Origin of the sequence: Sporosarcina contaminans (assembly GCF_042679045.1) — a bacterium.
GTDB classification, from domain to species: Bacteria; Bacillota; Bacilli; order Bacillales_A; family Planococcaceae; genus Sporosarcina; species Sporosarcina contaminans.
In genome coordinates this window covers 127,641-150,927 of the sequence record NZ_JBHTLT010000016.1, presented here as the reverse complement: position 1 = coordinate 150,927, position 23,287 = coordinate 127,641, and the positions used below count along the sequence as shown (strand labels likewise).

Genomic DNA, 23,287 nt, shown 5'->3' with positions numbered 1-23,287 from the left:
AAAACCACCTCAACTGGCCAACTTAGCCGTTTTATCAAATAATTTATTTTACCATATCATATACCTTTTGACGAGTATTCGAATCCGCTTCCAAAACCGCTTCCAAAGTCGGCGCATTAATCGACTGGTGTTCATTCATCATTCGCTCGACAATTTCTTCGATTTGCAGAAACGGGATGGCACCTTTCATAAACAAATGCACGGCTATTTCATTTGCCGCATTCATCACTGCAGGCATCGTTCCGCCCTCTTTTCCTGCTTCATAAGCTAATGATAACGCTTTATAACGATCAAAATCCATCTTTTCAAAATGCAATGCCCCTATTTCCTCCAAGCGAAGAGGCTTCGGTTGCTGCATTGGAATTCTATCTGGATAAGTCATTGCATATTGAATTGGCACTCGCATATCGGGTGAGCCTAATTGAGCCATTACACTCGTGTCCTCAAACTCAACCATCGAATGAATAATGCTTTCCTTATGAAGGACACAGTCAATTTTATCAAAAGGCATTTGAAATAGATGATGCGCTTCAATCACTTCAAGCCCTTTGTTCATCATTGTTGCAGAATCGATGGTCAATTTATTGCCCATCGACCAATTCGGATGAGCCAATGCCTGTTCGACCGTTACATTGTTTAATTCACTCCTCGTTAAATGACGGAAACTTCCGCCTGAAGCAGTGAGTAGCAAGCGCGAAATTCTTTTCGGGTTTTCCCCGTTCAACGCCTGAAACAAAGCGGAGTGTTCACTATCGACAGGTACTATTGGCACTTCATGGTGTCGGGCTTCCTGCATAACAATTTCACCTGCCGCCACCAACGTTTCCTTATTGGCAATTGCGATCGGAATACCTGCTCGGATAGCATGCAATGTCGGCTCTAGTCCAACGCTGCCAATAACAGCATTAATGAGTAGATCAGCACCTGCATAGGCAGCTACTTCAATTAGCCCTTCCTTGCCATAATAAAATTGAGTGGCTGGAAATTCAGTCGACAATACTTGAGCATCAGATTGGTTCATTACCGATACGATTAATGGATGATGATGAGTGATAATTTTTCTGATAGCATCAATATTTGTACCTGCAGAGCAAGCGATCAATTTGAATCGTTCTGGATTTGATTGAAGTATATCCAATGTCTGGGTGCCAATCGAGCCTGTGGCACCTAACAGACTTATTTTCTTTGTCATATATCCATTGACTTCCTTTCAACCTTTCCTATACTTCGTAAGGCTTGGCCAATTGTCATCCTACTTGTACAGGAGGCTTTAAATAAATTCTGCAAGGATTTAACCCCCGGTTTGATCCGAGAATTTTTTTGCATTCATACTACAGCATATCAAAGAGTGGACAAAAGTTACATCATCCTACAAATTGCAGAAAATGAAGGAGTGGCAACACAAATAGAAGGCTATCAAAGCGGTCTAAAATGCCGCCATGTCCTGGCAGTAATGTTCCGGAGTCTTTTACGTCAAAATGCCTTTTTAGAGCCGATTCAACTAAGTCTCCAAGCTGCCCGACAATCGATGCGATGATTGTTACGACAAATAGCAGCCAAATGGACGAAGCAACCGGATAAAAGAGTTGGAACACAATCGCAAATACGACAGCATAAAGAATTCCCCCGACAAAACCTTCAACCGTTTTGTTCGGAGAAATTTCAGGCCATAATTTCCTCTTTCCGATCTTTCTGCCTGTAAAATAGGCTCCAGAATCAGTTGCCCATATGACAAGCAATGCATAAAACACATATTCAAAACCATAAATACGGGTCTCTATGAAGTAATAGAAGCCGATGCCGACATATAATGCGCTAAGTGCCATGAAGGCAGCATGCTCAAATGTAAATTGATTTTTAGAGATGACAGTATAAATTAATAAGATCAATATAAGTGCAAACGCCATTTCAATTTTCGAAAAATGAATCGCTTCCTCAACTGTCGTTGCCCATTTGGCAGGCAAGAGCAATACGATTAGTGCAATCCAAGTGATGATCCCTTCTACAGAAAAGAGGGATATGTTTTTCATTCGTAATAATTCATATAATCCTACTGATGCAATTGCATAAATAGCTATTGTGAACGGCAATCCGCCAATGATGACTAACGGGAAAAAGATTGCCAATGCTACGACTGCTGTAATGATTCTCTGTTTCACTATAGTTTTTCTCCTTCTACATTACCGAAGCGCCGGCTACGCATCTGAAACTCTTCAATCGCCCCTACCATGCAATCTTCATCGAAATCTGGCCATAATACATCAACAAACGAAAACTCTGTATAGGCGAGCTGCCAAAGCATAAAGTTCGACAATCGCACTTCTCCGCTCGTTCGTATGAGTAAGTCTGGTTCTGGTAAATGAGCAGTCATCAAATGTGCTTCAATCATAGACTCATCAATATCTTCTATCGAAATTTTCTTCTCAACCGCTAATTTAGCAATTTCTTTTACAGTGTTGACGATTTCGAGGCGGCTGCCGTAATTCATGGCGAAGTTCAAAATGAGGCCGTCATTTCGGGATGTCGCTTCTACAGCTTTTTGTATTGATTCCTTCGTGTGTTCCGGTAACGCATCATAATTTCCGATCATTTCCACTTTTACATTCCGCTCGATCAATTCGGGCAAATACGTGCTTAGAAATTCTCCGGGCAGTTTCATGAGGAAATCGATTTCCATTTTTGGTCTTTTCCAATTTTCCGTTGAGAACGCGTATAGTGTCAGTACTTTTATGCCAAGATCGTTTGCAATCCTCGTTATTTTCCGGACTGTTTTCATGCCTTCATGATGTCCCGCAATTCGTGGCAAGCTTCTCTGCCTTGCCCATCTACCATTCCCATCCATAATAATGGCGACGTGTGAAGGTACTTGTTTGCTTTTGACAGATTGTACTCTGTCAGAAAGTGATGTTTCTGTCTCTGCAGTTTTTTTCCTTAACAGTTTTTCTAACATTCGGTTTCCTCCACTCGCCTGCTTTTTTGAGCAAGTACCTAATCTATCGTATCAAATCGTTCAATAAATTTCATTCAAAATAACTGTGCTTTTGCATGTTCTCTTCTAAACTATGCTGTGGCGAAATAAATATTATCCATTTATCCGTTTGAATTCATTAGCCTCAACGGATTATATCGTGTTCATGTTCTATTCATTACCGTTTTTTATTCGATAAAAAAAGCGTCCTGAAAGTAGGACGCTCGCTCATATGAAAAGTTCTTCAATCAGATTTCCATAATTTCATTTTCTTTTTCTTTTGCGACTTCATCAATTTTTTCAATGAAAGAATCCGTTAATTTTTGGATTTCTTCTCCTCCACGACGCAATTCATCTTCTGTGATTTCACTGTTTTTTTCAAGTTTCTTCAATTCATCATTTGCATCACGGCGTATGTTGCGGATAGCGACCTTTGAATCTTCAGCTTCCTTTTTCACTTGTTTCACAAGCTCTTTACGACGCTCTTCTGTCAACGCAGGAACTGCCAGACGAATGACAGACCCATCATTTGAAGGTGTAATTCCGATATCTGATTTCAATATCGCTTTTTCGATATCGCCTAATGTTGTTTTGTCATAAGGTTGCACAACTAACAACCGTGGTTCAGGAACCGAAATTCCTGCCATTTGGTTTAACGGCGTAGGCGCTCCGTAATAAAGGACGGAAATTCTATCCAACAAAGAAGCATTCGCACGTCCTGCGCGAATTGAAGCCAACTCTCTCGTTAACGCTCCAACCGCTTTCTCCATTTTGTCTTTTGTTTGATCCAATACTGCTTTCGGCATTTACCCATTCCTCCTGACAACCGTACCAATCGGTTCTCCTAATACGGCTTTCTTAATATTTCCTTTATCCATAATCGAGAATACTACGAGAGGGATGTCATTGTCCATACATAGGGTTGAAGCAGTTGAATCCATAACCTCAAGTCCTTGGCTGATCACATCGATATAAGTGAGTTCAGTATATTTCACTGCAGATTCATCTTTCATTGGATCTGCTGAATATACACCATCAACGTTGTTTTTCGCCATTAAGATGACGTCTGCCTCAATTTCAGCTGCACGTAAAGCGGCAGTCGTATCTGTAGAGAAGTAAGGATTCCCCGTTCCAGCAGCAAAAATGACAACGCGTTTCTTTTCAAGATGCCTGATCGCCTTACGACGGATATAAGGTTCTGCAACTTGACGCATATCAATTGAAGAGGAAACCCGCGTTTCGACTTCCAATTTTTCAAGTGCGTCTTGCAATGCCAATGAATTCATAACAGTGGCAAGCATACCCATATAATCCGCAGTTGTTCGATCCATGCCCATCTCACTACCGATTTTTCCTCGCCAAATGTTACCGCCACCGACAACGACAGCGACTTCTACACCTAAATCTGTCACTTCTTTAATTTGAGCTGCCACAGATTTAATAATTCCTGGTGATAAGCCAAATCCTTTATCGCCGGCAAGTGCTTCACCACTAAGTTTCAAAACGATTCTTTCATATTTTGGGACGCTCATATGTACCCTCCATCCACTATTTTCTCGAAAAATAGGGAACACAATGCTGTGTCCCCTACTTTTTTATTATCTCTTATAGTTGAAATTAGTTGCCTTTAACTTGGCTCATAACTTCATCCGCAAAGTTATCTTCGCGCTTTTCAATTCCTTCTCCGACTTCGTAGCGCACAAAATCTTTCAAAGTGCCGCCAGTTGATTTAACGAAATCACGAACTTTTTGATCGGAGTTTTTAACGAATGCTTGGTCAAGTACACAGATTTCCTCAAAATATTTTCCAAGGCGTCCTTCAACCATTTTCGCAACGATATTTTCTGGCTTGCCTTCATTTAAAGCTTGCTCAGTCAATACGCGGCGCTCATGTTCAACTTCTTCAGCTGAAACTTGGTCGCGTGAAATGTATTTAGGGTTCAAAGCTGCGATGTGCATTGCCACGTCTTTAGCAGCGTCTGCATCTGTTGTTCCTTCAAGGACAGTTAACACTGCGATGCGTCCGCCCATATGAAGATAAGGACCGAATGCATCGTTATCCGTTTTAGTTTTCACTTCAAAACGGCGAAGTGTAATCTTTTCTCCGATTTTAGCTACTGCGTTTGAAATATGGTCAGCAACTGTTAAACCGTTGGACATTTTGGACTCGTTTGCTTCTTCAATCGTCGCAGGTTTAACTGCTAGAAGATGTTCACCAAGTTCTTTAACAAGTGTTTGGAAGCCTTCGTTTTTCGCAACGAAGTCTGTTTCTGCATTCACTTCGAAGATTACAGCATTGTTGCCGTCAACGATGATGCTTGTAGTTCCTTCTGCTGCAATGCGGTCGGCTTTTTTAGCAGCGCTTGAAAGTCCTTTTTCACGTAGGAAGTCAATTGCCGCTTCCATGTCTCCATTTACTTCAGTAAGTGCTTTTTTGCAGTCCATCATGCCTGCACCTGTTTTTTCACGCAATTCTTTTACCATTTGTGCTGTAATTGCCATTTACTATTCCTCCTGTTTGAGTATCATTTACGACAATTCTTTAAAAAAGACGATAAGGGGGTTGGCCGCTTATCGTCTGTTCATTTGCTCTTACTCTGCAGTTACCGTTTCAGCTTCTTCTTCAGAAACCTCTTCGTCAGCGCCTTGTCTAGATTCGATTAAAGCATCAGCCATTTTGCTAGTCAATAGACGGACTGCACGGATTGCATCGTCGTTAGCAGGGATTACATAGTCGATTTCGTCAGGATCACAGTTTGTGTCAACAATTCCAACGAGTGGAATGTTCAATTTGATTGCTTCTGCAACTGCGATACGCTCTTTGCGTGGGTCAACAACGAAAATGACATCCGGCAATGATTTCATATCACGGATACCGCCAAGGAATTTAACGAGGCGTTCGTGTTCTTTTCTTAGTTCAGAAACTTCTTTTTTAGGAAGTACGTCAAATGTACCGTCCTCTTCCATCGTTTCGATTTGTTTCATACGTGCAACACGTTTTTGAATTGTACCGAAGTTTGTAAGTGTACCACCAAGCCAACGTTGGTTGATGTAGTACATACCAGCGCGTTCAGCTTCTTCTTTGATCGCTTCTTGCGCTTGCTTTTTAGTACCAACAAATAGTACTTTTCCGCCTTCCGCACCAACTTGGCGCATGAAGTCGTATGCTTCTTCAAGTTTTTTCACCGTCTTTTGAAGATCGATGATATAGATGCCGTTACGCTCCACGAAAATATATTTTTTCATTTTCGGGTTCCAACGACGTGTTTGGTGACCGAAATGTACACCTGCTTCAAGCAGCTGTTTCATTGAGATTACTGACATTTTTCTTCCTCCTATTTGGTTAGATTCCTCCGCATGCTTCATCCGATAAAGCGACCTGACGGCACCTTCTCCATCGTCCGCATACGTGTGTATTAACACCATTTGATAATATAACATAAGTAATTATTGAATGCAACTGACTTTACCGAAACTTTAACAACAGCTCAACGTATGTCTTGCCTTTCCCTAATTGCTTTGCAATCTCTTCAACAGACATTCCTTGTTGTTGCATTGAAAACGCTAGAGATCGGTCGTCCATCTCGATCGGTTCGGCTGCAGTTTCCTGAACCGGATCCTCAACAGCCTTATCAGTTTCCGTCTTTTTTGCGGAAATAGGCATACTTTGATAGGATTTCAAAGCCATTTTCACAGGGATTTTCGGAGACTTCAACACAAAATCACTTTCCGCTTGTGCCACTATTTTATCAGTATTGCTTTCTTTCATATTATCCCCTTGGCTGCCTGCATGATAAACATCGTCTTTTTGTTGGCGTTCTTCAATAATTTTTATAAGGCGCTCATTTTCATCTTTCATTTCCGTCAAATAAGCTCCGATGGCATTATCCATCTCTTCCATAAGCTTCTGCTGCTTCATCTCCAAATTGTTGAACTTCGACACTTTCACATAAAGCAATGCGATAATGTAAAAAGCGATCATATTCAATAAAAATAGAAACACTAAAAAAATGGTTTGCATGTCATTACCCCGTAAAATCGACGAACGAACCTTTGTAAGGGTGGATCGTCTTCATTTCCTCTTCTTGTTTTCGCTTTTCATTTTGCTTTTGCTCATTTTGTTGCTGATCATTTTTACGATCCGGATTTGTTTTCGCGTACTCTTCCGTTTCCATGACACTTTCCTTCATTTTTTCCGCACGCTTTTCTGTCAATGCATTCGCTAAATCTTGATTCAACTGTGATTGTTGCTGTTTTTGCTCAGCTACCTTGCCAGCTTCGAACGTTTTTGGTATTGCAATTTGTAGTTCTATACTTTTTAAGCTCATAGAATCCCTCCATCGACGATTTCAGGCAATAGCAGTTTACGAAGTTTAAAAAGCGCTTTCGAATGAATTTGTGAAATCCGTGAAGTTGACAACTCCAATATTTCACCGATTTCTGTTAATGTCATTTCATCCGTATAAAAAAGATTCAGTACAAGTTGCTCGTTTTCGTTCAGGGTTTTAATTTTTTCGGATAATTCTCCGACTAACTCACCCATCATCATTTGCTGTTCAGGCGTCCGCTCGTTTTCATCTTTAATGAGAAAAGATTTATGTCCATCCTCTTCATCATCATGCATGCGCTCATCCATCGACAAAACATTGGAGAAATATTGCTCATGGACGGTTTGATAAACGTCATCTACCGTCATTCCAACGTGTTCTGCAATTTCCTCAGGGGTTGCATGGCGCAGCAAAGTTTGTTCTAATTTATTAATTTCCTCTTCAAGCTTTTTTGTTCTCTCGCGTGAAGAGCGCGGGAGCCAATCTTCCCTTCTTAAACCATCAATAATTGAACCTCTAATACGGAAAGAGGCATATGTATCAAACTTCAAATCCCTTTTCGGATCGAATTTTGTCAACGCATCAAATAAGCCTTGCAGCCCTAAACTCATAATGTCATCTCTTGACACATTGCGGGGTAAGCCTGAGCTGATTCGTTGTACATGGTAATTGACGAGAGGAGTATATTTTCGGACGAGCATATCGCCGGCATCGGAATCTCTATCCTTCAGCCAAAGTTCCCAACATGCTTCTTCTTCCGTCAAATCCTGTTTGGACATCGAATCCCTCACTTTCCATATGAATATAGTTCAATCTTTTACTTTTCATTGATTACTATTATAGCAAAAAATTATGAAAAAAAGCGACTGAATCGGTCAGCCGCTTCCTTATTTTATCGTATTCATAGCCGCAAGCCTACAAGTATGGAATTCATAGGTTATTGGCAATAAATCCGGATTTTAAGTGCAGAGATTTACTTTTTTATATATCTTTCGTTCCGGCATTGACAGTTCGGATATTCAATTTGCTTGTTTCCGGATCAAATTCAATTGTTCTTCCACTCGATCCGCCGGTATCTTCCCCAACGATCGGAATCGACAGCCTTTTCAATTCGTTTTTCACTGCTTCCACATTTCTAGGTCCAATTCGAATTGTATCATTTGAACCAAACTGGAACATTTGAGCGCCGCCAGCAATTTTCGCTTTTAAAGACATTGGCCTGGCGCCTTCTGCCTTCAATGCCTCCATAAGCGCATAAATTCCGGTGTCAGCAAACTTGGCTACGTTCAATTGATCCGATTTTCCTAATTTGGAATCAGGCAACATTACATGCAATAACCCGGCAATTTTTCTAACTTCATCATATAGCACTACCCCTACGCACGAACCAAGCCCAGATGTTCGAATGCAGTCAGGAGATTTAACTACGTTCATGTCTGCGATGCCTACCCTAACAACCGTTTTAAGCGCTGTCATACTACATAACACCTAATGATCGGAAAATAGTTATATAGGAAGGCGGGTCAGGCAGTAGGAAGAAATGGCCGTCAACACTTGAAGAACCATCTTCATTGTCCTCATTAATGCGCGTATCAATTACGATCACTTCATCACTGTAATGGGACACTTCAATCAGTCCAAAACTGACGATCGCGCCTACCATATCAACACTCAAAGATGGGACAGTCGGGTAGATATTCAGTTTTGTAAAATCTGAAAGAGACGACAAATAAGAACCCGATAAAATATTGCCTAATTCTTGCATAGCCGAAACACCCATTTCAGGGATCGGGTTTGCACCGAAATCGAACGAAGGATCCCCAATCATGCGTTGAATGAATTCATTTGCAGACTCGATTGGCAAGACAAAAAACATGCTGCCTGATAAATCACCTTCAATGCGGAGAAAAATTCCAGCGACAATTTTTTCAGGCCCCCCTGCCAATTCAAACATTTCATCGAATGAAACAAGGCGGACATTCGGCACTAACATTTCGATTTTTCGATCCAATAATTGAGATAGGGAGGTAGCCGCATGGGCAGCCCCGATATTCCCTATCTCTTTTAGCACATCTAAATGCATGTCCGTAATCTGGTTATCAGAACTCATCTGCAATCACTCGTTTTACTGGCTGCAATACTTTATCTAAATTGAGCATAACTAATAATCGTTTATCAACTTTCGCAACGCCAGCAATGAATTCAGACTCAATCGAATCAACGACTTCAGGTTGAGGTTCGATCGCGGATACGGGTATGTCAATGACATCATTGGCTGCATCAACGATTAAGCCTACTTCGAACTCTAAGAGTGACACAATAATAATTCGGCTGCTATCATCCATTTGTTTTGGTTCCATGCCGAAGCGATCGCGAAGGTCGACAATCGGTGTGACGACCCCCCGTAAATTGATGACGCCTTTCACATAGGATGGTGTTTTCGGAACTCTTGTAACTGAAATCAGCTTCTCAATCGATTCAACCACATCGACTTCAATCGCATATTCTTTTTCCATCAGCTGGAATATGATTACTTTCATTTCTTCACGTCCAACTAATTCTTTCAACTCAGCCATGTTTTCTCCTCCTACCTATTTGATTAGTGAATTGCAATCTACGATGAGTGCAACTTGGCCGTTCCCAAGAATTGTGGCGCCGGAAATCGCGAATACACTTTGCAAGTAATTTCCTAATGATTTTAAGACAATTTCCTGCTGTCCGATAAATGAATCGACAACGAGTCCCGCCAACTTATCTCCTTTACGGACGATGACGACAGATTGGAATTCATCGTTTTCGTCTTCTCCCTGCTCTTCCATTTCGAAAATATCTTTCAAATATACGAGCGGCACAATGCTACCCCTGAAATCGATCACTTTTTGGTTATGCGCATTTAAAATATCCGTCTTTTGAATAATTGCTGTTTCAATAATGGACGATAAAGGAATTGCGTAAATATCTTTTTCCAAATTGACAAGCATAACGGAAATAATAGAAAGCGTTAATGGCAGCTGAACTTGGAATAGAGAACCTTGCCCTTCTTTTGAGTCAATCGTAATATATCCACCGAGCGATTCGATCGTGCTTTTTACGACATCCAGTCCAACACCGCGCCCTGAAACGTCTGTAATTTTTTCGGCAGTAGAGAATCCGGATGCTAAAATGAGTTCAGCGACTTGCTTATCAGTTAATGTATCGGCAATTTCTTCCGTCACAATTCCTCTTTCAATCGCCTTTTTCAATACCCGTTCACGGTTGACTCCTGCCCCATCATCTTCCAATTCAATGAAAACGTGGTTACCCGAATGGTAAGCGCGAAGTGAAACGGTACCCTCTTCCGGCTTCCCTTTTGCCAACCTTTCCGCTGGGCTTTCAATACCATGATCAAGTGCATTTCGGATCAAATGAACGAGTGGATCGCCGATCTCATCAATAACTGTACGATCCAACTCTGTTTCAGCACCGATTATTTCAAGATTAATTTTCTTATTTAGATCCCTCGCAAGTTGGCGAACCATTTTCGGAAATCTATTGAACACCGTCTCTACAGGAATCATGCGCATGTTTAAAATGATATTTTGCAAATCTCCGGATACGCGTGTCATTCTTTCTACTGTTTCATTTAAATCTGGGTTATGTAACTCACTTGCTATCGATTGCAATCTACCTCTATCAATTACTAGCTCTTCGAATAGATTCATAAGAACATCAAGGCGATCGATATTAACGCGAATTGTTTTATTGCCGCTTGAAGCAACTGACGTACGCTTGCCTTTTTGAGGAACGCTATCTTTTTTTCCTTTGTCCTCCTCAACAGGTTTATGACTTGCAGGAACTTTCGAAAGTTCATCCTCTTTCGCACGTTTGTTTTTTAGCAACGTTGCTCCTGTAATTGCCTTCACATCCACCTTTGCAACTTCAGAAACTTTCATCACTTTTGCTTGTAAAGTGTCCGCTTCCTCTTTCGTCAATAATACGACAGTGAATTTTTCGTCAAACTCTTCGTTTTCAAGCTGTTCGACTTTCGGTGCCGTTTTAATGATTTCTCCGGACTTTTCCAAGATTTCGAACACCATAAATACACGTGCAGCTTTTAAAAGACAGTCTTCTCGTAATTCAACATTAATTTCATAAGCATTGAAGCCCGACTCTTGTGATTGACTAATTACCGTCATTTCATAATCGTCATAGTCAAGAGAAGAAGCAGAGGATTCTTCTGTATTTTGCTCCTCTTCTGCTGCAATTGTGGCAGCTGTTTCTTGTTGAGGTAAACTGATTGAAGTGTTACCAGCTTCTATTTCATTTAACGTTTGAACTAAAGCTTGTACATCTTTTTTTCCAGTTCCGCCTGCTTCAATGTCCATCACCATTTCTTCCAAGTAATCGACAGCTTTGAATACAACATCCAAAATTTCTGTCGTGACCCGTATTTTCGCATTTCGAATCGCGTCTAAAACGTTTTCCATTTTATGTGTCAAATCGGCGATATCTTCATAGCCCATCGTTGCAGACATACCTTTTAACGTATGTGCGGATCTGAAGATTTCATTGACGATCGCTAAATCATCGGGGTTATTTTCCAATTCCAATAAATGCTCATTGCAAGATTGGAGATGTTCTTTACTTTCATCCAAAAACATTTCCAAATACTGATTCGTTTCCATCCTGCGGTGCCCCCTTTACCCTAATAAGATTTCCATAATAGTTGGTGCTATATTTTGTAAATCGACGACTTCATCAGCAAGGCCTGCATCCTTGATCGCTTTCGGCATACCGTAAACGACTGAAGTCTGTTCTGACTCGGCAATCGTTACTGTTGTACAGGAAGCTTGTAATTTACGCATCCCATCTCTCCCGTCATGACCCATGCCTGTCATTATAGCTGTAACATACTGTAAGTCTTGTTTTAATGCGGCTGATTCCAAAAGCACATCGACAGAAGGCCTATGTCCCATCCTCGGCGGTTCAGATGGATCTAAACGAACCTTATAACCAATCCCACTTTTTTCAAATTTTAAATGTATGCCACCTGGTGCTATATAAGCGACGCCATTCAAAAGCTCTTCTCCATCTTCAGCTTCTTTAATGCGCAGAGCACTCATGCCATTGAGCCGTTCCGCTAAAGACTTCGTAAAGTTAGGCGGCATATGCTGAACAATTAAGATCGGTGCGGGAATATTAGCAGGTAAGCTCGTAAGCACTTCTTGTAGTGCTCGAGGCCCCCCTGTCGATGTACCTATTATAACAAAAGAACGCTGTGATTTGGAAATCTTTTTGTGAACAGCTCGAGGAGATGGCAAGTCTTTATTCAACGGCTGAATAGAAGATTGTTCAGGTGCTGTTGTAGTTGATTGAAGGATAGGTTTCCTTACAATGTCTCTTCTTATCAATCGATCTACCCGGACTTTAGAAGCAGCATAAACTTTTTCTACGATCTCTTTTTCAACTTCCCCTAAATTTAATGAAATGGGACCACCAGGTTTAGCAACAAAATCGACTGCGCCATATTCGATAGCAGTAATCGTGTTTGCTGCTCCAATTTCAGTCGTGCTTGATAGCATGACAATTGGTGTCGGATAATGATCCATAATTTCCTTTAAAGCCTCAAGACCGTTCATTAATGGCATCTCTATATCCATTGTAATAACGTCAGGCTTCATCGTTTGCACTTTTGAAAGCGCATCTTTCCCATTGCGGGCAGTTCCGATTACAGTTAGATTCGGATGTTTTGACAACATATCCGAAATCAGTTTACGCATAAATGCCGAATCATCGACTACTAAAACTTTCTTTTCACTGTTTTCGTTCAATTCACCCACGTCCTTTCGAGAAAATGCTTTTCAATTTACTTAAGAATCCTATAGGTCGATCATCCACACCATTTGGGTCTGATTGGACAAATTTATCCGCTATTACGACCATTTTTTTTGAAATCGGAGCGTTAGGATATTGGAGCAAAAATGGCTTTTGGGATAAAACTGCCTGATGTACGGCATCATCTTCTGGCAGAAATCCTAAAACGTTCGTTTCTTTATCTAAAAATTTCCGCATTGCAAATTGCAGTCGATTAACTGCGTCACTTCCATCGTCTGACCTAAATACCCGATTGCTGACAAGATGGAATTTTTTGTCTGGGTCTTTTAGGTAAATAAATTTCATCATCGAATATGCATCGGTAATGGAAGTCGGCTCTGTTGTCGAAATGACAATCACTTCATCCACCGCAATGATCAATTCAATTGAGCGTTGGGTAGCTCCGGCGCCCATATCAAAAAGAATGAAATCATATTCCGTTTGCAATTGCTCAAATGCTGTGATCAACCGTTCGAACATCGCTTCAGACCAATCTAATACCGTATCAAGTCCAGATCCTCCTGCAATGAAGGTCAGCCCTTCGTCTTCTTTATTGATCACTGATTCCAACGGTTGCTGTCCCATTAAATAATCTTTCATGCTATAACGAGGAGCGACCCCTAAAAGAATATGGATATTGCCCATTCCAATATCCATATCGATGACAATCACTTTTTTTCCCTTCAAACGAAGCGAATGGGCAAAATTTGTCGTGAAATTCGATTTCCCGACCCCACCTTTGCCACTGACAATAGCAATTGATCTTGCCAAACTGCCTTGCGCCTTTAACACTTTCAATCGGAGTGCTTCTGCCTGATCACGCATGAGCAACACCTGCCAATAGAAGGTCTATCATTTTTTCAAGCTCCGCTTCCGCAATATCCTCGGGAACCTCTTGACCATCCGTGTAATAGGCTGTTCCCATTTTATACTGTTGCATTAGGTTGAACATCGGTCCAACGGATCCCGTTTCATCAATTTTTGTAAATATGAATTTTTCAATCGGGAACGACTGAAATTGTTCTATGATCATTTTCATATCTTCTTCCTTCGACGTAACAGAAAGTACAAGGAACGACTCCATTTCCAAATCAAAATTAATGAGTTGTTTTAAGTCGTTTACAAACTTTTCTTCTTTATAATTCCTGCCTGCTGTGTCGATGAAAATCATATCCCGATCGCCTAAATTTTCAATCGCCGCAAGAAAATCCTCATGACTATATGCCACTTCGACAGGAGCTTGCAATAAGTTTGCATACGTCTTCAATTGCTCAATTGCAGCAATTCGATACGTATCAGTCGTTATAAAACCGATTTTCTTTTTATGCTCCAAAACCGATCTTGCAGCAATTTTAGCAATCGTTGTCGTTTTACCTACTCCTGTTGGCCCTAATACATTTATATATTTTTTAGTGAATGAGATGCCGCCAAAAGGAATATTTGTAAATTCCTTCAACAATAGTTCTTTAGCAATTTCTGCTTGTTCCTTCACTGTAAAATCCCTTTTTTCTTCCTTCATTTTCGTAAAAATCCCATCACCGATAGATAGCATCAGTGATTGGGATAGCTCTTGACGTTCCAATAGAGTAAGAAGTGGATTCATACTATCTGGATATTGACTAAAAGAAACGGATTGTTTCATTTCTTGAAGCATTTTTTTCATTTCTTCCATTTCATTTTTCAAATCAACAGAAGGCTTTACATTGTGTTCAACGACTTGTTGAATCGGCGCATAATGATCTTCTTTTTTGAATGGAGCAGGCTTCTCAACTGGTTCATCGTATCCAGCTAACACTTCAACTGATTGCTTTTTGAAAAAACCTAAAAAGCCTTTCGTCTTCACGACAGATGAGTTGAGGATGACCGCGTCATCCCCGAAATCCGCCCTCACCTTTTTCATTGCTTCCACCATCGTAGCTGCAGAGTATTTTTTCATTTTCATTAAATATCCACCACCCCGACACTTTGTACTTCGATAGAAGCCTCAAGTTCATTGTAAGAAAGAATAGGAATTTGAGGGAAATACCTTTCCGTAATTTGCCTTAAATACATTCGGATAGCAGGAGAACATAGAATGACAGGTGATTGTTCCATTAATGCTACCCTTTCAACTTCCCTTGCAATCGATTCAAGAATTTCTTGCGAATTGGCAGGATCGATCGATAAAAAATTTCCTTGTTCAGTCTGTTGGATATTGTCCGCAATCAATTTTTCGATTTTACCTGAAACAGTTAACACCTTTAGTGATTCACCGTTAGACGCGTAATGATTCGTAATTTGCCGAGCTAATGACTGGCGGACATATTCTGTTAACAGATCTACATCAGATGTATATTTTGAGTAATCGGCTAACGTTTCAAAAATAATAGGCAAATTTCGAATCGAAACATTTTCACTCAGCAATTTGGCCAATACTTTTTGAATTTCGCCGATAGAAAGAGGCGTAGGAGTCAGCTCGTCTACCAAGATCGGATACGTTTCATGCACATGGTCGATTAGTTGTTTCGTCTCTTGTCTGCCGAGCAATTCCGCAGCGTTGGCACGTATCACTTCAGTTAAATGAGTGGAAACGACACTCGGCGGATCCACTACAGTGTAGCCTAAGATTTCGGCATCCTCTTTCACGTCTTCCGTTATCCATTTTGCAGGCAGGCCAAAGGATGGCTCAACTGTATCAATGCCAACAATTGTATCATCGTCTGAAGGGCTCATTGCCAAGTAGTGATCTAAAAGCAACTCGCCTCTCGATAATTCATTTCCCTTTATCTTGATGCGATACTCATTCGGCTGCAATTGAATATTATCCCGTATTCTAACAACCGGTATGACTAACCCTAATTCCAGTGCCAACTGACGGCGAATCATGACAACCCGATCAAGCAAATCGCCGCCTTGTTGAGCATCTACTAACGGAATTAAACCGTAGCCGAATTCGAATTCTATCGGATCGACATTCAATAGATTAACGACATTCTCTGGGCTCTTCATTCCTTCTGTTTCAACTTCTTCTTCCATTTCAAGCAACTCTTCCGGGTCTTCCACCGGTTTTTTGGACATAACATATGCACCGGCGGCAAGTGCTAGCGCGATTGGAATTGTTAAAATATCATTGATCGGAGTAAATAATCCTAAAAGGAAAACGGTTGCTGCAGCAACATACAATAACTTCGGTTGGCCTAATAGCTGTTTTGTAATATCCGAACCGAGATTGCCCTCTGATGCAGCCCGTGTAACGACAATTCCCGTTGCTGTTGAAATGAGCAATGCAGGAATTTGAGACACAATCCCATCACCGACAGTCAATTGCGAAAATCTAGTCGCAGCTTCAGCGAATGGTAGACCCATTTGAACAACACCGATAATCATACCGACAAGAAGGTTAATAATAACAATGATAATCCCCGCAATTGCATCCCCTTTGACGAACTTCGTCGCACCATCCATTGCTCCATAGAAATCAGCTTCATTGCTTACTTTTTCACGACGCATGCGGGCTTCTGCTTCGGAAATCATACCCGCATTCAAATCAGCATCAATACTCATCTGTTTACCAGGCATCGCATCAAGTGTAAAACGTGCTGCCACTTCAGAAACACGTTCTGAACCTTTTGTAATGACGATGAACTGGATAATGATTAAAATGACGAATACGACGAGACCAACAACAACATTACCACCTGTTACAAATGTACCGAATGTATCTACTACACCACCCGCATCCCCTTGTGAAAGAATAGCTCGTGTAGTGGAAACGTTCAATCCGAGACGGAACAATGTTAGCAATAGCAATAAGGAAGGAAAGATGGAAAATTGCAACGCCTCTTGCATATTCATCGATGTTAAAAGAACCAATAATGCTAACGTAATATTAATAATAATTAAGAAGCTTAGGAGCCACGGCGGCAATGGGATGACGAGCATCGCGACAATCATGATGACCGCTGCCAACACTCCGATATCTTTGAACTGCATGCCATCCCTACTTTCTCGAAATTAACTCAAATTTTTCGTTGAATGCGATATACATACGCTAAAATCTCTGCAACTGTTTTGAAAAACTGCTCCGGAATACGGTCTCCAATCTCCACCTCATCATAAAGCGATCTTGCGAGAGGACGGTTTTCAACCATGACAATGTCATGCTCTTTCGCAATCATTTTGATCTTTTGGGCGATGAAATCTGCACCTTTCGCAATGACAACGGGCGCATCCATTTTTGTGTCATCGTATTTCAATGCGATTGCGAAGTGAGTCGGGTTCGTAATGACAACATCCGCCTGAGGTACTTCCTGCATCATACGCCGCATCGCCATTTCTCTTTGACGTTGTTTAATGCGCGATTTGATGATTGGGTCCCCTTCCGAATTTTTATATTCATCCTTGATATCTTGTTTAGACATTCGAAGGTTTTTTTCGTAATCATATTTCTGATAAAAATAATCTAAAATTGAGATAAACAACAATACAAATGAAGCTATGATGCCCATTAAAGCGACTAATTGACCAACAGTCACTAAAGTATCTTGAGGGGTTTTAAATGCCAAGCCTAAAACCTTATCAATATTCATCAATAAAAAGATCGTCGTGACTGATCCGATAAACGATATTTTCAATAATGATTTCAACAGCTCAACTAATGCTCTTATGGAAAAAATCCTTTTCAGCCCTTTGACGGGATCGATTTTTTTCAAATCGAACTTTAACGGCTCAGTAGTGAACAGCAAACCGAACTGAAAGAAGTTGCCTCCAATTCCTGCAATGATGGAAATAGCCATAATAGGCAATAAAACAATAGCCATTTGCATGATCATCTCTATGTAAATAAGCATTGTCTGATCAATATCCAAACTTTGTAAAGGTACAAACTTTGTAAAGGTATGTGTGAAAAACGTAAAAACATGGTCCCGCATAAAACCAGCAGCAAAATATAAAAAGAGAAATACGAATAACAGAACGATTGCGCTCGTAACATCTTGACTTTTTAGCACTTGCCCTTTTTTTCGAGAATCTTGACGTTTCTTAGGGGTGGCTTTCTCCGTCTTTTCACCGGCGAAAAACTGTAAATCAAGTTTTAGCATAGATTAGCCACCTCCTAAGATGATCATCAAATCCCTCATCGCAGAAATCATCACTTCAAATAACTTTCGCATCATTGTAACCATAACAGTCGCCATCGTTGCTAATACTAAGAAACTGACTCCAATCTTTATTGGGAAGCCAACAACGAATATATTTAGCTGAGGTACTGTCCTCGCGGTGATGCCTAACGCTAAATCTACTAAAAATAAAGTAGCAACGATCGGAACGGACATTTGAAATGCAATTGCGAATACGGCTACAAATGTTTTGACGACAAACTCGATTAAACGCTCTTCACCGAAAGCAGGCCACAGCATATCGATCGGAATGAAACGATAGCTGTAAAAAATCCCGTCTAACAACATATGGTGCGCATTTAACGTCAACATGAGCAGCATAGCTAACATATTGAAAAATTGTCCTAATAAAGGTGACTGTGCACCCGTTTGCGGATCGATGACGTTCGCAATTGCAAAACCCATTTGGAAATCGATAAAACCGCCTGCAATTTGTATTGCGGAAATGACAATATAAGCGATTAAACCAATAAACAACCCGGTCGCAGCCTCTTTCATTACGTACATGAAATAGACTCCGTCGATTTCGATAGCCGGCGCTTCAATCGTATAGACCATCATCCATGACAACAATGCGGCAAACAATATGCGGTGCGTAGTCGGCACTGCCCTATAGGAAAAGAGAGGAACCGTTACGATGAATGCGGTAACTCTAGTTAAAATTAATAAATAGACGGCAACTGACGGTAAAAGATCCTCCATTCAATCACCCAATATACCGAATCAGATTATCAAAAATATCTGCAGCAAAGGTCGTGATTCTTGCCAGCATCCACGGTCCAAAAAAGACGATTGCAACGAGGACAGCGACAATTTTCGGAACGAAAGCTAAGGTCTGTTCCTGTATTTGCGTTGTCGCTTGAAAAATACTGACAGCAAGACCTGTCACCAAGGCAACGATCAATAATGGACCACAAGTTAGTAAGATGACCCAAATTGCTCGCTCCGCTATCGATATGACCAATTCGCCCGACATTCAACACCACTCCTCAAAGCTTCAAATAAAACGAAAGATGTCCGCTAAAAACTTTGCAACAACGACTTAATGATGAGGTACCAGCCATCCACTAAAACAAAAAGCAATATTTTAAATGGCAAAGAAATCATGACAGGCGGCAACATCATCATACCCATGGACATTAGTACACTAGCAACAATCATATCAATAACAAGGAATGGTATAAAAATCATGAACCCCATCTGAAACGCTGTTTTCAGTTCGCTTAGTGCAAAGGCTGGCACTAACATTGTCAAAGGAATTTCTTCTAATGTCTCTGGTCGATCGGCTTCGTTATATCTCAAAAATAATTCCAAATCCTTTTGCCTTGTATGCTTACTCATAAATTCCTTAAATGGCATACTCGCCCGATCATACGCTTCGTCGAGAGATATCTCTTCTGCAAACAGAGGAGTGAGCGCTGTTTCATTCACTTCTTGAAAAGTAGGTGCCATTATGAAAAAGGTTAGAAATAATGCAAGCCCGACAATTACCTGATTGGGCGGCATTTGCTGGGTTGCCAATGCAGTTCTGACGAAAGACAGTACAATGACGATTCTCGCAAATGAAGTCATTAATATGAGAATTGCCGGCGCCAGTGACAGTACAGTTAAAAGAAGCAGCATTTTGATGGATGTCGATACATTCGCCGGGTTACTGTCCGAGAAAAACTGGACGAAATCATTCATCTTTTCTGCGCTCCTTTTCTTCCAATCGTTTTAACTGACGTTTTCGTTCTTCTCTCATTTCATCAATTCTTGTAGTGAATAGTTGATTGAAATCAGGATCAGAACCTTTATCCTCTTGCGGCTCTTCCTTTTGTCCAGTGACTTTCTTAAATAATGTAGTCAATACGGTCGGCGGAGCTTTCATTTCATCATCTTGGAAATACGCTTCTAAGTTCTCAATCTCTTTTTCATCAGTAATTTCCTTTAACAGGCGGACATCTTCTCCAACGCCGATCAAATAATACTTATCGCCAATCATGACAAGCTGAACGGATTTTTGTTGGCCTAATGAAAGACCACCTACATTTTTCATAAATCGATGTTGTGAAAACATTCTATTTTTACGGTTAATAAACTTCAATAAAACGAATAATAGCCCGATTACAAACAGAAACGCTAAAAATGTCCGAACAAAATCCCCCAATGAATAACCGACAGCCTTCTCTTCTTGTGAGCTGTCGGCAGCCGGTTCTTCGGGGCTATTCAACTGATCAAGCTGTTCATCGCAATCCTTACTGTTTTCAACACAATCGAAAACAGATTTATTTTGATCCGTTTCCGCAAAGGCTGCCGGGTTTGTTCCAGCGAACATGATTGCGACCATCAAAAGCATCGATGCCCATTTAAATACTTTAGGTAAACGCATAGCTTAACCCAATGCTTTTTGGATAGCTTCTACAACGCGGTCCGCTTGGAAAGGCTTAACGATAAAGTCTTTAGCACCCGCTTGAATTGCATCGATCACCATAGCTTGTTGACCCATCGCTGAACACATAATAATCGTAGCAGATGGATCTTTTTCTTTAATTGCCTTCAGAGCAGCAATACCGTCCATTTCCGGCATCGTAATATCCATCGTCACTAAATCCGGTTTCAATTCCATATACTTCTCGACTGCTTGCGCTCCGTCAGCTGCTTCTCCTACAACTTCAAAGTTGTTCTTCGTTAAAATATCTTTAATCATCATGCGCATGAAAGCTGCATCATCTACTATTAAAATTCGTTTACTCATCGTTATTGCCTCCCCAAATCCTATCTTAAATTATTCAGTCTTTCTGTTTGGCTTAAAATATCTGTAATACGAACTCCGAAGTTTTCATCAATGACGACTACTTCACCTCGTGCGATATGCCGGTTGTTGACTAAAATATCGACCGGCTCCCCAGCCAATTTATCCAGTTCAATGATTGATCCACTGGATAGCTCCAATATTTCTTTCACCGATCTCTTCGTACGCCCTAACTCAACTGTCAGCTGCAAAGGAATATCAAGAAGCATATTCAAGTTATTCACTTCACCTTGATTGAGCGAAGGTGTTTCAAAGTTGGCGAATTGTGCTTGTTGAACTTGAACTTGTGGCTGTTGCTGCCTTGGTGGCAATTGCTGCTGCATAGGCTGCTGTTCATATAAATGCGATTGCTGCTGTTGCTCAGCGTGAGCTGGTTGCTCATATAAAGGAGCAGACTGTTGCTGAGGACTACTATTTTGTTCAGTTTGCTGTGAAGACGGGCGGGCAGGAGCTTCCATTGTTACTGCCGCTTCTTCATTTGAACCACTATCCATTAATGACGCAACTAAACTTTTCCCAAATTGAAGCGGGAACAACTGCATAATGTTCGAATCAATCAATGAACCTACTTTTAATTCAAAAGAAATTTTTATGAGTAGATCATCTTCTGGAATTCTTTCCACGCCTTCATCCGTTTGCATATCCATTAAATCGATGGAGGGTGGCGAAATATCGACTTTCTTGTCGAATACAGCCGACATAGAAGTCGCCGCTGATCCCATCATTTGATTCATCGCTTCTTGGACTGCGCTCAAATGAATTTCATTGAGCTCTTCTCCAGGGCTTTGCCCATCTCCGCCCAACATCAGGTCAGCGATAATTGCAGCATCGCTCTGTTTAATAACTAATAGATTCGTGCCGTTAAGCCCTTCTGTATACTCGACTTCGACTGCAACATACGGATGGACAAATTCAGTTTCCAACATGCTGCGATCCACCACAGTAATTTGTGGAGTCGTAATTTCCACTTTTTGACCTAATAATGAAGAAAGTGCTGTTGCCGAACTGCCAAATGAAATATTGCCGACTTCACCTAAGGCATCTTTCTCCATTTCGCTTAATTGGTCTTCAATATTAGAGGATGATGTTGCGGATTCTTCATTTTTGACAGGTTCACCGCGCAGTAACGCTTCGATTTCTTCTTGAGAAAGAACATTATCACTCATCATCTTCATCCCCTCCGTTCAATGGTTCTATAATTTGGACGGCCATGCGATTTCGTAAATGGCCAGGTTGTACGGCGAATTTCGGTATATCTCCGACTTTGACAATTAATGGATCATCAATTTTGCGATCCAATGAAATGACATCGCCGACTTGCAAGTATAGAAAATCTTCTACCGATAAAGATCCTTGTCCCAATTCAGCGACTACTGGCAATTCCGCTTTTTTTAACCGCTTCTCAAGTTTGATACTTTGTTCAGATGTCGGATCTTTTTTATTTGACTGCATCCAATATCGGACTGAAAGATTCGGCACAATTGGCTCCAACACAACATGAGGTATACAAATATTAATCATGCCGCTGGACTCTCCGATAATAATATTGAACGAGATAACGACAACCGTTTCGTTCGGTGAAATCATTTGCAAAAATTGCGGATTTACTTCCATTTCACTGAGGAATGGATCGATTTCTACAAAGCCAGCCCAAGCCTCCCGGTAGTTATCAAATGACCTCTCAAATAGATTTGTTAAAATCTTTGTTTCAATTTCAGTCATATTGTCCACTTTTCCAGGACCTGTGCCAACCCCTCCCATCAGCCTGTCCAACATCGAATACGCGACATTTGGATTCACTTCCATAATGATGTTCCCTTCAAGGGGAGGGACTTCGAAAATATTAATCAACGTCATATTCGGTATCGACCGAATAAATTCTTCAAATGGAATTTGGTCAACTGAAGCGACATTGATTTGGATATATGTCCGCAATTGTGCTGAAAAGTACGTTGTAAGTAATCTTGCATAATTTTCATGGATTCTTGTCAAACTGCGGATCTGGTCTTTGGAAAACCGGAGGGCACGTTTAAAATCGTACACTTTGACCTTCCGGGTTTCTTCTTCTTTTTTCATTTCGTCCGCCGACATTTCGCCAGTCGACAATGCGGATAGTAAGGCATCTATTTCATTTTGCGATAAAATATCTCCCGACATTAGGCCACCTCCCTGCATCGTACTCTCGTAC

At 40.9% G+C, this 23,287-nt stretch carries 26 protein-coding genes; all 26 read right to left on the bottom strand.

Annotation, left to right across the window (positions count from 1 at the left end):
• Nucleotides 1-43: 43 nt before the first annotated feature.
• The 26 genes from ACFQ38_RS03420 to fliM all read right to left on the bottom strand — a co-directional run bounded on the left by ACFQ38_RS03420 (nt 44) and on the right by fliM (nt 23,256).
• Nucleotides 44-1,192, bottom strand: a complete 1,149-nt coding sequence (locus tag ACFQ38_RS03420; protein WP_381479790.1) for a 1-deoxy-D-xylulose-5-phosphate reductoisomerase — start codon at nt 1,190-1,192, stop codon at nt 44-46.
• A gap of 172 nt (nt 1,193-1,364) precedes the next feature.
• Nucleotides 1,365-2,159: a phosphatidate cytidylyltransferase gene (locus tag ACFQ38_RS03415; protein WP_336822501.1), complete on the bottom strand. Its 795-nt coding sequence runs from the start codon at nt 2,157-2,159 to the stop codon at nt 1,365-1,367.
• Nucleotides 2,159-2,950, bottom strand: coding sequence for an isoprenyl transferase (locus ACFQ38_RS03410; protein WP_336822500.1), 792 nt, complete (start codon nt 2,948-2,950; stop codon nt 2,159-2,161). The genes ACFQ38_RS03415 and ACFQ38_RS03410 overlap by 1 nt, the downstream gene beginning before the upstream one ends.
• Before the next feature lie 266 nt (nt 2,951-3,216).
• On the bottom strand, nt 3,217-3,774 hold the full coding sequence (gene frr, locus ACFQ38_RS03405; protein ID WP_336822499.1) for a ribosome recycling factor: 558 nt from the start codon (nt 3,772-3,774) through the stop codon (nt 3,217-3,219).
• On the bottom strand, nt 3,775-4,500 hold the full coding sequence (gene pyrH / locus ACFQ38_RS03400) for a UMP kinase (RefSeq protein ID WP_381479789.1): 726 nt from the start codon (nt 4,498-4,500) through the stop codon (nt 3,775-3,777). It abuts the gene before it with no gap.
• Between the two features lie 85 nt (nt 4,501-4,585).
• A complete protein-coding gene (gene tsf, locus ACFQ38_RS03395) occupies nt 4,586-5,470 on the bottom strand; it encodes a translation elongation factor Ts (RefSeq protein ID WP_336822497.1) in 885 nt (294 codons plus the stop codon).
• A gap of 90 nt (nt 5,471-5,560) precedes the next feature.
• Entirely contained in the window at nt 5,561-6,292 is a 732-nt protein-coding gene (gene rpsB / locus ACFQ38_RS03390; protein ID WP_336822496.1) for a 30S ribosomal protein S2, read from the bottom strand.
• A gap of 142 nt (nt 6,293-6,434) precedes the next feature.
• Nucleotides 6,435-6,989: a hypothetical protein gene (locus ACFQ38_RS03385; RefSeq protein ID WP_381479788.1), complete on the bottom strand. Its 555-nt coding sequence runs from the start codon at nt 6,987-6,989 to the stop codon at nt 6,435-6,437.
• A gap of 4 nt (nt 6,990-6,993) precedes the next feature.
• Entirely contained in the window at nt 6,994-7,296 is a 303-nt protein-coding gene (locus ACFQ38_RS03380; protein ID WP_336822494.1) for an RNA polymerase subunit sigma, read from the bottom strand.
• Nucleotides 7,293-8,075 (bottom strand): FliA/WhiG family RNA polymerase sigma factor, encoded by a 783-nt coding sequence (locus ACFQ38_RS03375; RefSeq protein ID WP_336822493.1) that lies wholly within the window; start codon nt 8,073-8,075, stop codon nt 7,293-7,295. Before ACFQ38_RS03375 ends, ACFQ38_RS03380 begins: the two co-directional genes overlap by 4 nt.
• A 202-nt stretch (nt 8,076-8,277) precedes the next feature.
• Nucleotides 8,278-8,772: a chemotaxis protein CheD gene (locus ACFQ38_RS03370; protein WP_381479787.1), complete on the bottom strand. Its 495-nt coding sequence runs from the start codon at nt 8,770-8,772 to the stop codon at nt 8,278-8,280.
• Between the two features lies 1 nt (nt 8,773).
• Nucleotides 8,774-9,406: a chemotaxis protein CheC gene (locus ACFQ38_RS03365; RefSeq protein ID WP_336822491.1), complete on the bottom strand. Its 633-nt coding sequence runs from the start codon at nt 9,404-9,406 to the stop codon at nt 8,774-8,776.
• A complete protein-coding gene (locus ACFQ38_RS03360) occupies nt 9,396-9,872 on the bottom strand; it encodes a chemotaxis protein CheW (RefSeq protein ID WP_336822490.1) in 477 nt (158 codons plus the stop codon). Before ACFQ38_RS03360 ends, ACFQ38_RS03365 begins: the two co-directional genes overlap by 11 nt.
• A gap of 15 nt (nt 9,873-9,887) precedes the next feature.
• On the bottom strand, nt 9,888-11,960 hold the full coding sequence (locus tag ACFQ38_RS03355) for a chemotaxis protein CheW (protein ID WP_381479786.1): 2,073 nt from the start codon (nt 11,958-11,960) through the stop codon (nt 9,888-9,890).
• Nucleotides 11,961-11,975: 15 nt separating this feature from the next.
• Entirely contained in the window at nt 11,976-13,055 is a 1,080-nt protein-coding gene (locus ACFQ38_RS03350; RefSeq protein ID WP_381479822.1) for a protein-glutamate methylesterase/protein-glutamine glutaminase, read from the bottom strand.
• A gap of 52 nt (nt 13,056-13,107) precedes the next feature.
• Complete coding sequence (locus tag ACFQ38_RS03345) at nt 13,108-13,974, bottom strand: MinD/ParA family protein (protein WP_336822487.1); 867 nt, start codon at nt 13,972-13,974, stop codon at nt 13,108-13,110.
• Entirely contained in the window at nt 13,967-15,091 is a 1,125-nt protein-coding gene (flhF, locus tag ACFQ38_RS03340) for a flagellar biosynthesis protein FlhF (protein WP_336822486.1), read from the bottom strand. The genes ACFQ38_RS03345 and flhF overlap by 8 nt, the downstream gene beginning before the upstream one ends.
• Entirely contained in the window at nt 15,091-17,121 is a 2,031-nt protein-coding gene (gene flhA / locus ACFQ38_RS03335) for a flagellar biosynthesis protein FlhA (protein ID WP_381479785.1), read from the bottom strand. The genes flhF and flhA overlap by 1 nt, the downstream gene beginning before the upstream one ends.
• Before the next feature lie 26 nt (nt 17,122-17,147).
• Nucleotides 17,148-18,227: a flagellar biosynthesis protein FlhB gene (flhB, locus tag ACFQ38_RS03330; RefSeq protein ID WP_381479783.1), complete on the bottom strand. Its 1,080-nt coding sequence runs from the start codon at nt 18,225-18,227 to the stop codon at nt 17,148-17,150.
• Between the two features lie 3 nt (nt 18,228-18,230).
• Entirely contained in the window at nt 18,231-19,007 is a 777-nt protein-coding gene (fliR, locus tag ACFQ38_RS03325; protein ID WP_381479781.1) for a flagellar biosynthetic protein FliR, read from the bottom strand.
• 4 nt (nt 19,008-19,011) lie between these two features.
• Nucleotides 19,012-19,281 carry a flagellar biosynthesis protein FliQ gene (fliQ, locus tag ACFQ38_RS03320; RefSeq protein WP_336822482.1) on the bottom strand — a complete coding sequence of 90 codons (270 nt, stop codon included), beginning with the start codon at nt 19,279-19,281 and terminating at the stop codon, nt 19,012-19,014.
• A gap of 44 nt (nt 19,282-19,325) precedes the next feature.
• The gene (gene fliP, locus ACFQ38_RS03315) at nt 19,326-19,991 is read right to left on the bottom strand and encodes a flagellar type III secretion system pore protein FliP (RefSeq protein ID WP_336822481.1); all 666 of its coding nucleotides are present in this window, start codon (nt 19,989-19,991) and stop codon (nt 19,326-19,328) included.
• The gene (fliO, locus tag ACFQ38_RS03310) at nt 19,984-20,676 is read right to left on the bottom strand and encodes a flagellar biosynthetic protein FliO (RefSeq protein WP_381479780.1); all 693 of its coding nucleotides are present in this window, start codon (nt 20,674-20,676) and stop codon (nt 19,984-19,986) included. The genes fliP and fliO overlap by 8 nt, the downstream gene beginning before the upstream one ends.
• 3 nt (nt 20,677-20,679) lie before the next feature.
• Nucleotides 20,680-21,042, bottom strand: coding sequence for a response regulator (locus ACFQ38_RS03305; protein ID WP_336822479.1), 363 nt, complete (start codon nt 21,040-21,042; stop codon nt 20,680-20,682).
• A 20-nt stretch (nt 21,043-21,062) separates the two neighbouring features.
• Entirely contained in the window at nt 21,063-22,265 is a 1,203-nt protein-coding gene (gene fliY / locus ACFQ38_RS03300) for a flagellar motor switch phosphatase FliY (protein WP_381479779.1), read from the bottom strand.
• On the bottom strand, nt 22,258-23,256 hold the full coding sequence (gene fliM / locus ACFQ38_RS03295; RefSeq protein WP_336822477.1) for a flagellar motor switch protein FliM: 999 nt from the start codon (nt 23,254-23,256) through the stop codon (nt 22,258-22,260). Before fliM ends, fliY begins: the two co-directional genes overlap by 8 nt.
• Between the last annotated feature and the right edge of the window lie 31 nt (nt 23,257-23,287).